This is a genomic window from Stutzerimonas sp. C6.4V (assembly GCF_058536345.1).
Window position 1 is genome coordinate 800884 of sequence record NZ_JBZUBM010000002.1, and the last position, 13278, is coordinate 814161.

At 61.0% G+C, this 13278-nt stretch carries 11 protein-coding genes; 5 read left to right on the plus strand and 6 right to left on the minus strand.

From position 1 onward, the window contains the following. Window positions 1-9 precede the first annotated feature (9 nt). Genes AC4LFW_RS19555 through AC4LFW_RS19575 form a run of 5 tightly spaced genes read right to left on the minus strand, consistent with a single transcriptional unit; the run spans window position 10 to window position 4854 of the window. Complete coding sequence (locus AC4LFW_RS19555; RefSeq protein ID WP_491822193.1) at window positions 10-1011, minus strand: polysaccharide biosynthesis/export family protein; 1002 nt, start codon at window positions 1009-1011, stop codon at window positions 10-12. A gap of 9 nt (window positions 1012-1020) precedes the next feature. Continuing rightward, window positions 1021-1668, minus strand: a complete 648-nt coding sequence (locus AC4LFW_RS19560; RefSeq protein WP_491821265.1) for a CpsD/CapB family tyrosine-protein kinase — start codon at window positions 1666-1668, stop codon at window positions 1021-1023. Then, complete coding sequence (locus AC4LFW_RS19565) at window positions 1668-2435, minus strand: sugar transferase (protein ID WP_491822195.1); 768 nt, start codon at window positions 2433-2435, stop codon at window positions 1668-1670. The genes AC4LFW_RS19560 and AC4LFW_RS19565 overlap by 1 nt, the downstream gene beginning before the upstream one ends. Further along, the gene (locus tag AC4LFW_RS19570; protein ID WP_491821267.1) at window positions 2435-3499 is read right to left on the minus strand and encodes an NAD-dependent epimerase; all 1065 of its coding nucleotides are present in this window, start codon (window positions 3497-3499) and stop codon (window positions 2435-2437) included. The genes AC4LFW_RS19565 and AC4LFW_RS19570 overlap by 1 nt, the downstream gene beginning before the upstream one ends. Further along, window positions 3496-4854: a UDP-glucose dehydrogenase family protein gene (locus AC4LFW_RS19575; protein WP_491821269.1), complete on the minus strand. Its 1359-nt coding sequence runs from the start codon at window positions 4852-4854 to the stop codon at window positions 3496-3498. Before AC4LFW_RS19575 ends, AC4LFW_RS19570 begins: the two co-directional genes overlap by 4 nt. A 296-nt stretch (window positions 4855-5150) precedes the next feature. Here AC4LFW_RS19575 and hslO point away from each other — a divergent pair, with 296 nt between their 5' ends. The 3 genes from hslO (at window position 5151) to AC4LFW_RS19590 (ending at window position 8612) form a co-directional block, all read left to right on the plus strand. Continuing rightward, a complete protein-coding gene (hslO, locus tag AC4LFW_RS19580; RefSeq protein ID WP_491821271.1) occupies window positions 5151-6038 on the plus strand; it encodes an Hsp33 family molecular chaperone HslO in 888 nt (295 codons plus the stop codon). 156 nt (window positions 6039-6194) lie between these two features. Further along, entirely contained in the window at window positions 6195-7736 is a 1542-nt protein-coding gene (locus AC4LFW_RS19585; protein WP_491821273.1) for a phosphoenolpyruvate carboxykinase, read from the plus strand. Between the two features lie 273 nt (window positions 7737-8009). Continuing rightward, window positions 8010-8612, plus strand: coding sequence for a nitroreductase family protein (locus AC4LFW_RS19590; RefSeq protein WP_491821275.1), 603 nt, complete (start codon window positions 8010-8012; stop codon window positions 8610-8612). Between the two features lie 80 nt (window positions 8613-8692). Here the strand turns inward: AC4LFW_RS19590 and AC4LFW_RS19595 are convergent, their stop codons facing one another. Continuing rightward, a complete protein-coding gene (locus AC4LFW_RS19595; RefSeq protein WP_491821277.1) occupies window positions 8693-8941 on the minus strand; it encodes a DUF2790 domain-containing protein in 249 nt (82 codons plus the stop codon). A 310-nt stretch (window positions 8942-9251) separates the two neighbouring features. Here AC4LFW_RS19595 and AC4LFW_RS19600 point away from each other — a divergent pair, with 310 nt between their 5' ends. Both AC4LFW_RS19600 and AC4LFW_RS19605 read left to right on the plus strand, forming a co-directional pair. Beyond that, window positions 9252-11177, plus strand: coding sequence for a RecQ family ATP-dependent DNA helicase (locus AC4LFW_RS19600; protein WP_491821279.1), 1926 nt, complete (start codon window positions 9252-9254; stop codon window positions 11175-11177). Between the two features lie 352 nt (window positions 11178-11529). Further along, window positions 11530-13134 (plus strand): methyl-accepting chemotaxis protein, encoded by a 1605-nt coding sequence (locus AC4LFW_RS19605; RefSeq protein ID WP_491821281.1) that lies wholly within the window; start codon window positions 11530-11532, stop codon window positions 13132-13134. The last annotated feature ends 144 nt before the right edge of the window (window positions 13135-13278 follow it).

The following is a 13278-nucleotide window of genomic DNA, read 5'->3' on the forward strand; positions in this document are numbered from 1 at the left end:
GCAGATTGTTCAATTGTCGTCATCCTTCTTGTCGACCCGGTAAGAAAAGCCGAAGCCGATTCCATTGAACAACAGGACATCAGCGACCTGTCTGCTGATTTCTCCGGCGCGCCCCAGCTTGGTCTTCGGGACATAAAGCAAATCGTCCGGTTGCAGGTAGGCGAAGATATCGGCCGAGGCGTTTAGCGCATTGCTGACGTCGTACAGACGCGCTTCCATCTGGTCGCCCTTGCGGCGCATGATCACCACCGAATCCAGGCGGGCCAGCGGACTGGCGCCGTGCGCTAGAGTAAGCGCCTCGAGCACCGAGACAGGCCGACGGATCGGGTAGACGCCTGGCTGGGTCACCTCACCGAGTACGAAAATCTCGTTCGCTGTTGTGCTCTTGAGCAGCGCGTCCACTTGGACATTGGCTGCATGGGCGGCGTAGCGCTCGTTGAGCGTGGTATTGAGTTGGGCAAGTGTCATGCCTTGCAACGCTACCGCTCCGATGAGCGGAAACATGGCGCGACCGTCGGAGCCGACGGTAATTTCCCGGCTGAGGCCGGTCGCGGGATGGTTGAGCGTCAGGCGCAGGTTTTCTTCAGCGGTGAGCGGACGCGGTATCGACAGGGAGACAACCGGCCGCTTGAGTATCTTTCGATACCCATCGATGACCTTGCCCTGCGCTTGCAGGGCCGTCAGGCCGGCCAGCGCCATCGTGCCGACATAAGGCAGCTCGATGGTGCCGTCGGGCATGACCAACTTAGTACCGCTGAGCTCCGGTGCGGTGAGGAAGTTGATCTCCACCTGGTCCCCTGCCTGGATGCGGTAGGCTTGAGGGCTTGTGTGGTCGATATAGAAGATGACGTCCAGCACGTCCTGCGGGCGTAGGGTCTTCTCGATCGTGAATACCTCCGTGCGCAGCGCGTCGGAGGGTGCAGCCGTGATGATCCCTGCGGGCATATGCTGTACTGCCGGGCTGGCACAGCCGACCAGAGCCAGCATCAGAGGTATCGGTTTGAGATTCATCATGACGGCTCAGAGTTGGTCATAGACCCATTTGGGCATGTAGTACTTGCGCGCGTTAAGCACGCTTCCCATCAACTTGGCCCCCGCCTGCGAGAGGCGCTGGGCAGCAGCTTGGGCGACTTCCCAGCGCGTTTCTTCTGCCCGTACCACCAGTATCACTCCGTCGACAAGCGAGCCGATGGTCAGCGTATCGCCGCCGGTGTAGACGGCTTCCCCATCGATCACTACGAAGCGGTAGCGATCGCTGAGTTGCGAGAGGAGTTGCCTTAGCTGCTCTGTCGACAATCCTCGGCTGCCATTCCTCCGTTGACCCAGCGGAAGCAGGTGGAACGGGTGGCTGGGAAGCTCGAGCAAGCAAGCATCCAGCGATGAGGCGCTGTCGGCAGCGGCCAGGTCCAAGAAACCTGGCTGGTCTTCCAGCCCCAGCTGACGGGTTATGCTGGCAGAGGACAGGCTCGCATCAATCAGCACCACCTTTCCGCTGCAGGCTGCCGCCAGCTGCTGGACCATCGTGATGGCGCTGGTCGTCACGCCGCAGCCGTTGTTTGCAGCGGTCATCAGCAAGACCTGCCGTTCCTGATCGAGAACGGTGGAGGCGAGGTTGATCTCGCTGGGGGTGGCAACATCCAGACGTATGGTCGGAAGTGAGCCGTCCATTAGCTTGCTCCATGGCCGCTGACGACCTTGAAAGGGGTTTTCAACAGGATCCTCAAGTCCAGCCAGGGGCTTTGACGGGTGATATAGGCTAGATCAAGAGCGACACGATCATCGAAATCGATATCACTGCGGCCGGATATCTGCCAAAGGCCGGTGATGCCGGGATAGATGCTCAGCCGCACGAGGTGATGGCTGTGATAGCGATGCGCGTCGAACGAAGTTGGCCGTGGCCCAACCAGGCGCATTTCTCCACGTACTACGTTAAACAGATTGGGTAGTTCGTCGAGGCTGGAGCGCCGTAGCCATTTTCCAATGGTGGTCACCCGTGGATCGCGGTCAATCTTGAAATCCACCGAGTCGGCGCCGTGTTTGTTCAGGTGGCGCAGGCTCTCCTTCAACTCTTCGGCGTTCACCACCATGGTACGGAACTTGAACATGCCGAAGCGGCGACCGCGAAAGCCCGTACGCTCCTGGATGAAAAAAACGGGGCCCGGACTGGTAATTTTGATGATGAGCGCAATGGTAAGTAGCAACGGCGATAGCAGAACAAGCATCGAAGCCGCGGACAGGGCTTCGGTTATGCGCTTGGTTCGCGAAAGGCTCCACGGCGTCCCTCCGGGGCGGCCTGTCAGCCAACCTCGGTGCTGAAGCAGGACGGCCGCATCGATCTGGCTGCGCAAGGCTGGGTTGCGGCGTTTCTCGTGTCCTCGACGGGGCTTCTCGACGCTGCGCTCCGGTGCCCTTTGCTCGATAGGCGTATCTGTCATCATGCGACTTCTCCGTTGGGTACGGAGCAGCTGTCGGCTACCGGAACGCTGACCGGAAATAAGTAATAGTCACGGAACCATGCGACGAATCGTGCCAGGCCATCCTCAAGACAGGTAAGCGGCGTGAAGCCGATCGCCTCTTCCAATGCACTGGCGTCTGCGCAGGTATTAATCACATCACCGGGCTGCAAGGGCAGCAATTGCAGCTCGGCCGGTCTACCGAGCAGACGCGCCAGCGTGTCGACATAGATGCGCAGATGAACAGGACGGTTACCGCCGATGTTATACAGGCGCCAGGGAGCCATGCTGGTCGAGGGGTTCGGTTCCTCGGGGTTCCAGTTCTGATCGATGCTGGGAGGTTGCGGCAACAGGCGAACCAGGCTTTCGACGATGTCATCAATGTAGGTGAAGTCCCGCTGGTGCTCACCGTGGTTGAACAGCTTCAATGGCTGCCCGTAGCTGATGGCGTTGGCGAACAGCATGGGTGACATGTCCGGACGGCCCCAGGGGCCATAGACCGTGAAGAAGCGAAGCCCGGTCGCTGGAATGCCGAACAAGTGACTGTAGCTATGGGCCATGACCTCATTGGCCTTCTTGCTGGCGGCATACAGCGACAGGGGATGATCCGTATTGTGCTGTTCGGAATAAGGCGTGCGGTGGTTGGCTCCGTACACAGAGCTGGAGGACGCGAAGATCAGGTGTTTCACAGGATGACGGCGACAGGCCTCAAGGAGATTCAGGAACCCGGCGAAATTGCTATCGAGATAGGCGCGGGGATTGTCCAGCGAATAGCGCACGCCCGCCTGTGCTGCGAGATGGATGACCGCCTCTGGACGATGCTTCGCGAATAGCTGTTCAAGCTTGCGGTCGTCTTCCAGGTTGATACGGCACAGAAGGAAATCGCCTGCCGTTTCTCGTACCCAGCGTACCCGATCTTCCTTGAGCTGCGGGTTGTAGTAGTCATTGAAGTTATCCACCCCGATAACCTCATGGCCTTCTTGCAACAGGCGCAGTGTGGTATGAGCGCCAATGAATCCGGCCGCTCCAGTGACTAACGTTTTCATGCCGGGACCGATGCGCTCGTGGGGCGGATGTAAGGTAAACCGATGCCGAAATAGTGCAGTCCGGCATTCGCCAACTGCTGCGGATTGAACAGATTACGGCCATCAATAACCAGGCGTGCGCGAAGCTTCTTTCCCAGTGCTTCGAAATCGACTACCCGGAAAGCCTTCCACTCGGTACAAATCACCAGAGCGTCGGCATCTTGCAATGTGTCGTCGCGGGTCGCGCACAATTCAAGGTCATCCCTGTAGCCGTAGATGCGGCGACACTCGGTCATGGCCTCCGGATCGAAGGCCCGTACACGGGCTCCCTCTGCCCAGAGGGCTTCGATAAGATATCGGCTCGGCGCTTCTCGCATATCGTCGGTGTTTGGTTTGAATGCCAGTCCCCACACGGCAATAGCCTTATCGGCCAGGCCGCCGGGAAGTTGAGCCTTGAGTTTGCGCAGCAGGACCTGCCGCTGGTCGTCGTTGATCCTCGTAACGGTCTGGAGCAGGCGGGGCTCCAAGCCGTTTTCTTCCGCGGTATGGATCAAGGCTTTGAGGTCTTTTGGAAAGCATGAGCCACCGAAACCGCAACCTGGGTAAATGAAGTGATAGCCAATTCTTGGGTCCGAGCCGATCCCCTTGCGTACCGCTTCGATGTCTGCGCCCAAGCTTTCCGCTAGGTTGGCCAGCTCGTTCATGAAACTGATACGGGTGGCAAGCATGGCGTTGGCGGCGTACTTGACCAGCTCCGCGCTGCGATTGTCCATGTACAGCGTGCGTTCGTGATTGCGGTTGAACGGAGCATACAGTTCCGCCATCTGCTGTTGAGCCTGCGCGTCCTGGCTTCCGATGATGATGCGATCCGGCCGGCTGCAGTCGGCAACCGCGCTGCCTTCCTTCAGGAATTCGGGATTCGAGACGATGAATGCGCTCAGTTCGGTCTTGCCGCGCGTATCGAGAATTGCACGGACCTCTGCCCGAACGGTGTCAGCGGTCCCTACCGGAACCGTCGACTTGATCACCAGAGTGCGATCTTGCTCCATCATGCATGCGACTTGGCGGGCGACGCTCATTACATGGCGCAGGTCCGCAGAGCCATCCTCGTTCGGCGGTGTGCCCACCGCTATGAAGATTATCCGGGCGTGGATGACGGCCAATTGGGCCTGGGTGGAAAAACGCAAGCGTCCTGCCTTGATGTTTTCCTCGAGCACAGCAGCCAAGCCTGGTTCGTGAATCGTTGGGATGGCGCGTTGCAACTGCGCAACCTTTTGCTCATCGACATCAACGCACATGACCTGATGCCCTACGTCCGCCAGGATGGCAGCTTGAACCAGCCCTACATAACCTGTACCAAAGACGCTAACTTCCATGATGCACCTTGGATTATCGAATCCGATATCAATATGATATCAATGGCAATGAGCCTTTTAGATTGATTTTCCCAGTCGAGCCGGCGTTTGTTGGCGATACCATGACGCCTTTTTGTTGACGTAAGTGATGTTTCATGACTGCCAGATCCGGTGGCGCCATCGTTGCGTTATTAGGGGTGTCCCCAATGGATCTCCACAAGCAACGCGCATGTCACAGCGAAAAGTCCCGTTTTATCCGTAGAGATCTATGAAGTTGCTAGAATGCGGCCTCATTCTGATCTAGATGCGAGCTTGGCATGTCCGATTTCACCCAACGCTTTCTTTTCGATGAGACCGACGTGCGCGGTGAGTGGGTCGGGCTTGAACGCAGCTATGCCGAGGTGCTGGCCAAGCACAGCTATCCGGAGCAGGTGGCCCAGTTGCTGGGCGAACTGCTTGCGGCAGCGGCATTGCTCGTTGGCACCCTGAAGTTCGACGGGTTGATGGTGTTGCAGGCGCGCTCGTCGGGTGCCGTACCCTTGTTGATGGTCGAATGTTCGAGCGAGCGCGAGATGCGCGGCATTGCTCGCTACGACGAAGCGCAGCTGACACCTGGTGCGACCCTGGCCGAGCTGATGCCCGAGGGTGTGATGGCCATGACCATCGACCCGGCCAATGGGCAGCGTTATCAGGGCATCGTTGCGCTGGATGGCGTGACCCTGGCGGACAGCCTGTCGAATTATTTTGCGTCGTCCGAGCAGCTGCCAACGCGCTTCTGGCTCGCCGCCGACGGCCGTCGTGCCTGTGGCATGCTGCTGCAACAACTGCCGGCCGATCGTATCCGTGATGGCGAAGAGCGTGAAGCCAGCTGGCAGCATCTGCGCACCCTGGCCGATACCCTGTCGACCGAAGAGTTGCTGGGGCTCGATACCCAGACCATCCTGCACCGTCTCTATCACGAAGAACAGGTTCGACTGTTCGATCCCCGTCCGATCGTCTTTCGTTGCAGTTGCTCGCGTGAACGCTCGGCCAATGCAGTCATCAGCCTTGGCCAGCAGGATGCCGAGCAACTCGTCGAGGAGCAGGGCGGAGCCATCTCTATCGATTGCCAGTTCTGCAACCACAGCTACCGTTTCGATGCAGCCGACATCGCCCAGCTGTTTGCGGGTGCGGGAACACAGAGCCCCTCAGGCACGCGTCATTAAAGGGTCTCCGGACGTAGGAACCTTTTCGCCATCACGGCCTCATACCCAGCGCAGCGTCATTTCTGTCATAATCGCGCGCACTTTTTTTCGGTGTAGTCCACTGCAAGGTGGGCTACAACAGCATGGAGGAATCGGCCCAGGGCCGACGGGGAACTCATGACGCAAGCCACTAACGCCGTGTACATCGATATCAGCACCGCCCAACTGGTTGAAGAAGCCATCAAGCGCGGTGAAGGTGAATTGGCCGCCAATGGCGCGCTCGTCGTGAAAACCGGCCATCGGACCGGACGTTCGCCAGCTGATCGCTTTATCGTAGAAGAGCCCAGCACCCACAGCTCCATTGCCTGGGGACCGATCAACCGTCCGTTCCCGGCCGACAAGTTCGACGCCCTCTGGGAGCGCGTCGAGGCGTTCAACAAGGCTCAGGACCATTTCGTTGCCCACGTGCACGTAGGCTCGTCCGAAGGTCACTACCTGCCGGTCAAGATGACCACCGCGACAGCCTGGCAGAACCTCTTTGGTCGCCAGCTGTTCATCAATCCCGAGCAGTACAACCCAGCCGGCAAGGACGAATGGCAGGTTCTCAACGTTGCCAATTTCGAGTGCGTTCCCGAGCGCGATGGCACCAACTCCGATGGTTGCGTGATTATCAACTTCGCCCAGAAGAAAGTGCTGATCGCCGGCATGCGCTACGCCGGCGAGATGAAGAAGGCCATGTTCTCGGTGCAGAACTATCTGTTGCCGGAAGCGGACGTGCTGCCGATGCACTGCGCGGCAAACATTGGCGACGATGGCGACGTGACCCTGTTCTTCGGCCTGTCCGGCACCGGCAAGACCACCCTGTCCGCCGACGAGTCACGCCACCTGATCGGTGATGACGAGCACGGCTGGGGCACCGGCGTGGTGTTCAACATCGAAGGCGGCTGCTACGCCAAGTGCATCGACCTCTCCGAGAAGAACGAGCCGGTAATCTGGAAAGCCATCCAGTTCGGCACCGTGCTGGAAAACGTCGTGCTCGATGACGAGCGTGTTGCCGACTACAGCGATGACAGCCTGACCCAGAACAGCCGCGCGGCGTATCCGCTGGAGTACGTCGAGAAGCGTTCGGAGAAGAACCTGGGCGGCGAGCCTAACGCGGTGATCTTCCTGACCTGCGACCTGACCGGTGTTCTGCCTCCGGTGTCGATCCTCAACGAAGAGCAGGCCGCCTATCACTTCCTCTCCGGCTACACCGCGCTGGTCGGTTCCACCGAAATGGGCTCGGGCAGCGGTATCAAGTCCACCTTCTCCACCTGCTTCGGCGCGCCCTTCTTCCCGCGGCCGGCTGGCGTCTATGCCGAGCTGCTGATCAAGCGCATCCAGGCGTTCGGCTCCAAGGTCTATCTGGTCAACACCGGCTGGACCGGCGGTGGCTACGGCGTCGGCAAGCGCTTCAACATCCCGACCACCCGTGCGGTGATCGCTGCGATCCAGAGTGGCGCGCTGATCGGTGCGGAGACCGAGCACCTGCCAATCATCAACCTGGACGTGCCGAAGGCTGTCGCCGGTGTCGACACTCAGCTGCTCAACCCGCGCAACACCTGGTCCGACGGCAACGCCTACGACGAAGCGGCCAAGGAACTGGCGAACAAGTTCATCGAGAACTTCAAGAAGTTCGACGTCTCCGACGCCATCAAGGCTGCCGGCCCGCAGCTGTAAGCTTCAGCGCAAGCTATAGGAAGCCGCCTTCGGGCGGCTTTTTCGTGGGCGCTGACCCTAGGCGAGACGGGCGTTGCCTGCTGGCAGAATCGCCTTGTGCGCCAAAGCTGACCTAGGTCGCATCGCAGCCATCGGCCACGGTACCGGCATCTGCGGACGCTGTGCCGGTACCGATCGGGCCACACGATAGATTCGATCAGCCAAGGCGGATGGATTCGATGGAAGGCCACGCATAGCATAGCGACCACCTTTACACCCCTATGGAGCCACACCATGCAGATCGAAGAAGCCATCCAGACCCGCCGTGCCGTGAAGGCCTACGACGCCAGCTTTCAGCTCAGCCGCGAAGAGAAGGACGAGTTGTTGCAGCTGGCTCTGCTCGCGCCTTCAGCCTTCAACCTGCAGCATGTGCGCTTCGTCGAAGTGAGCGACCCGGAACTGCGTGCGCAGATCCGCGAGGTGGGCTGGAACCAGGCGCAAATGACCGATGCCTCCATGCTGGTGGTGGTCTGTGCCCAGGTCGACAGCTGGGAAAAGAACGTCCGCCGCGTCTGGGAAGGCGCACCGGCCGAGGTGCAGGACTACATGGCCGGCGCCATCGACAACTACTACCGCGACAAGCCGCAGGTGCAGCGTGATGAGGCCATGCGCAGCTGTGGGCTGATGGCGCAGACGCTGATGCTCGCCGCCCGGGGCAAGGGCCTGGACTCCTGCCCGATGGATGGCTTCGATTTCGACGCCGTGGCCAAGCTGATCAACCTGCCCGACAACCATGTCATTGCCCTGATGGTCGCGGTGGGCAAGCGAGCTGCCGACCCCAAGCCGCGCATCGGTAAGCTGCCGTACGACGAAGTGGTCATCCGCGATCGGTTCTGACCGTTCCCGGCAAGCTCTAGCGCAATTGACGAAGCGTGCCGGTCTGTCTGAAGACAGATCGGCGATTGCACTGGGGCTATTCAGTTCTGATTCTTGCAGCTGTCAGCAAGCGTACGGTAGGTGAGCTGGTGCAGCTCTCCCGAAGAATCCCGATAGGTCATGACGGCGTCTGTCACTTCGCAATAAGGCGTCGGCTCGATCTTGATGGATACCACCGAGGCGATATCGAGTCGGCTTCCGTAGGTGTATGGCTCGGGTTCGCCGCTGTTGGCATGAGCAAGCGACGCGGCAGAAAGTAGCAAGGCAGTAGTTGCAAGGGTAACGCGCATGGCAGGAATTCCTGATTCTGATTAGTAGGTTCCGTTCCTGTTCGCGTCGCGAATCACCTGATCCGGCGGCGCTTATGCTTGTTTTCAGGAGCCCTGCAATCGTAGAAGTAGATAGCCTGCTAACGGTAATTGCAGAATCCAATCCTTCCCATTGAGCGAAATGTTTGGCCGCTTCGTTTGCAGTCTGCCCTGTGGCTTTTTCTCGGCCCGCGCGAACTTTCAGATAGCTGACAGGACTTGCCGGACGCTTTGCAGTACCGTCTCCCTCCTTTTGCTACCCTCCGGCCTCCAGTCAAAGGAGTGACTCAGCATGATCGAACAGACCCTCAAGCAGACGTTCGGCTATGACGGCTTCCGTCCCGGTCAGGAGCAGGCCATCCGCGCCGTGGTGGCCGGGCGCTCGGCGGCGGCAATCTTCCCCACCGGATCGGGCAAGTCGCTGTGCTACCAGCTGCCGGCGCTGCTACTGCCGCATCTGACACTGGTGGTCTCGCCGTTGCTGGCGCTGATGCAGGATCAACTGGCCTTTCTGCATCGGCACGGTATCGCTGCCGGGAGCATCGACTCGGCGCAGAGCCGTGAGCAGGCCGGCGAGACCATGGCGCGCGCCAAGTCCGGCGAGCTTAAGATCCTGATGATCTCGGTGGAGCGGCTGAAGAACGAGCGTTTCCGCAATTTCATCAGCCAGGTACCGATCTCCCTGCTGGTGGTAGACGAGGCACACTGCATCTCCGAATGGGGCCACAACTTCCGCCCGGATTATCTCAAGCTTCCCGACTACCAGCGTCAATTCAACATCCCCCAGGTGCTGCTGCTGACCGCCACGGCCACCCCACCGGTCATTGCCGATATGCAGGCCAAATTCGCGATTGCCGAGGATGACGTGGTGACCACCGGCTTCTACCGGCCCAACCTCAACCTGCTGGTGGAGCCGGTCAGCGGCTTGGGCAAGCAGCGCCGGCTGGTGGAATGGCTGGGCGACAAGAGCGGCCAGCCCACCATCGTCTACGTCACCCAACAGAAGACCGCCGAGCAGGTCGCCGAGCACCTGGCGCAGCGCGGCTTCCCGGCCAGCGCCTACCACGCGGGCATGGCGCACGAGCTGCGTGAGGCGATCCAGCGGCGCTTCATGGCCGGCGAGCTGAACTGCATCGTCGCCACCATCGCCTTTGGCATGGGCATCGACAAGTCGGACATCCGCAACGTGGTGCACTACGACCTGCCCAAGTCGGTGGAGAACTACAGCCAGGAGATCGGCCGTGCCGGCCGCGATGGCAAGCCATCGGACTGCCTGGTGCTGGCCAATCGCGACAGCCTCAGCGTGTTGCAGAACTTCGTCTACGGCGATACGCCGGAACGCGAGGGCATCCGCTGCGTGTTGGACGAACTGCTGCAGGCTGGCGCCGGCGGGCAGTGGGAGCTGATGCTCAACCAGCTGTCGGACCAGAGCAACATCCGCCAGCTGCCGCTGAAAACCCTGCTGGTGCAGCTGGAGCTGCGCGGCATCATCGCACCGCGTTTTGCCTACTTCGCCGAATACCGCTTCAAGTACTTGCTCGAACCCGAGGCGCTGGTGGCGAAGTTCGAAGGCGAGCGGCGACGGTTCGTCGAAGCCATCGTGCACAGCTCGGCGCGGGCGCGGACCTGGTGCACGCTGGATTTCGACGCGCTCCATGGGCAGCACGGTGCCGACCGCGCCCGGGTGGTTAAGGCGCTGGAGTACTTTCAGGAAAAGGGCTGGATCGAGCTGGAGAGCAAGCAGATGACCGAGGTCTACGCGCTGCTCGATCAGCGCTTCGACGCCGAAGCACTGAGTGGCGAGCTGCATGCCTATTTCAAGGGGCACGAAGCCAGCGAAATCACCCGCATCGACAATATGCTGGCGCTGTTCGAGTCCGCCGAATGCTTGAGTCAGCGGCTGGCGGCCTACTTCGGTGACCGCCAGGCGCCGCAGCACTGCGGGCATTGCTCGGTCTGCCGCGGACAGGTCGCCAGACTGCCGGAACCGCCGGCACTGGTGCCGCTGGGCGAGATCGACCTGGCCGCCCGCTGCGCCGAGTTCAGCCAGCGCTACACGCAGCTCAAGGGCGGGGCGCCGAGCGCCGAGTGCATGACGCGCTTTCTGTGTGGCATCAGCGTGCCGGTGTTCACCAAGCTCAAGGCCCGCCAGCTCCCCGGCTTCGCTTCGCTGGAGGCCTATCCCTACGCCGAGGTTCGCGCGCAGCTGACGCGCTAGCCATCGGCAAAGAGCCTCAGCGCGCGGTCAGGCCGGGCAACTGCGCTCCACCCGAGTCAGATCCAGATGCGGCGAGACGAACCCGGCGATTGAGGTCGGGTTGAGTCTCAGATGAAGGCACGTAGCCCGGCCGTAACAGTCAGCAGCCGCTCCGTAGAAGATTTCCATCCGACCTTGGTGCTCATCCTTAAGCAGCTGTAACCATGTCTTAATGACATCGCACCAGTTCGAGTCGCGATGGGTCTGGTTCGATGCGCTTAAGCGATCACCGGTTGGATGGGTACCGACCAAATGACTTCATGCCGCGGACATAGCTGCCGATAACAGCGTCATATCTGCCAGGAGCACTCTCATGCCCCGCCTGTTCACCGATCTCGGATTCCGCTGGAAAATCACCCTGCCCATTGCGGCGCTGGCCCTGTTGCTGGTGCTGATGGGCGTCGTAGGCATGCGTGGCATCGAGCGTGTCGCCGATTCGGGGGAGCGGTTGGCAACACGGCACCTTCCCGCCATTGGCCTGTTGGTCAATGCCGACCGGGACCTCTACCAGGCTTTCGTTGCCGAGCGCAGCCTGCTTGACAGTGATGCCGGTGAGTACGTGCAGGCGCTGAAGGCCAGTCATGCGGAAAACCTCAAGCAGGCCTATGACCGGGTGCAAAAGTACGCGGCCATGCAGCCGGGTGCCGAGGCACTGGCGCTGGTCGAGCAGTTCAACAGCGGCTTCCGGCAGTGGTCGGAGGTGTCCCAGCGGGTGATCGATCAGATCGACCTCGATCCACAGGCGGCCAGCGCGCTGAGTTTTGGAGACAGCGAAGCGCGTTTCGATGCCATGCGTGATGCCATCGACAAGCTCGGTGAACTCGAGGAGCAGGCTGCCAACGCCGAAGGCCAGGCAGCCATCGCCGAAGGGTCGGCAACCGCCCGTCAACAGGGCGCGCTGCTGGTGCTAGGCCTGCCGCTGATGGTGCTGCGACCGATGCGCCGCCTGCTCTATCGCCTGCAGCAGATCGCCGAGGGAGACGGCGACCTGCGGGCCCGCCTGGAGGTGCAGTCGGCTGACGAGTTGGGCCAGCTGGGCGATGCCTTCAACCGTTTCCTCGACAAGCTGCAGCCGCTGATCGCCGAAGTGGGTCGGGTGACCGGTGAAGTCGACGCCGCCGCCCGAAGCATGGCGGGGCTGGCGGCAACCAATGACCAGCTGATCACCAGCGAGCACGCCGCGGTCGATCAGGTCAGTACGGCGGCGACCGAGATGAGCGCTGCAGACAATGAAGTTGCGCTCAATGCACAGAGCGCCTCGGATGCGGCCCATGATGCCGAGCGCCAGTCGCGCCGGGGCGCTGAGGTGGTCGGCAGCACCATCGAGTCGATTCGCCAGTTGGCGCAGGAAGTGGAGGGCAGCTCGCAGACCATCGAGGCGTTGGCCGAGGAGACCGCCAGCATTGGCGCGGTGCTTGAAGTGATTCGGGGCATTGCCGAGCAGACCAACCTGCTGGCGCTCAACGCAGCCATCGAGGCGGCGCGAGCGGGCGAGCAGGGACGGGGTTTCGCCGTGGTGGCCGATGAAGTGCGTGCCCTGGCAGCCCGCACCCAGGATTCGACCAAGGACATCCAGCTGCGCATCGAGCGCCTGCAGAGTGGTGTTGCCAAGGCCGTGCAGGCAATGCACGCCGGGAGCGGCAAGGCGCGTGACAGCGTCGAGCGCGCCGCGGGTGTCGATCAGGTGCTGGCCGAGACCATGCAGTCCGTGCAACGCATCAACGAGATGGCGGCCCAGATCGCCACGGCCTGTGAAGAGCAAAGCAGCGTTACCGAGGAAATCGCACGCAACATCACCGACATCCGGGACCTGTCCAACGATGCGGCAGCCAATTCGGCAGAGAGCATGCAGGCAAGTCGACAGCTGTCCCAGTTGTCCCAGAACCTGGCAGGGCTGGTTGGGCGCTTCCGCGTCTGAACATGTTCGTGCAGGGCCTTTGATGGAGGCTCGGGCGGCGGGTCTGTGCCGCTGACCCTCGGCAGCGCTGACACAATCGGAAAAGCTCTGGTTGCCGAGTTGGCCGGTAAGTCGGGCTGTGTCGACCATACTCAGGTGTCGACA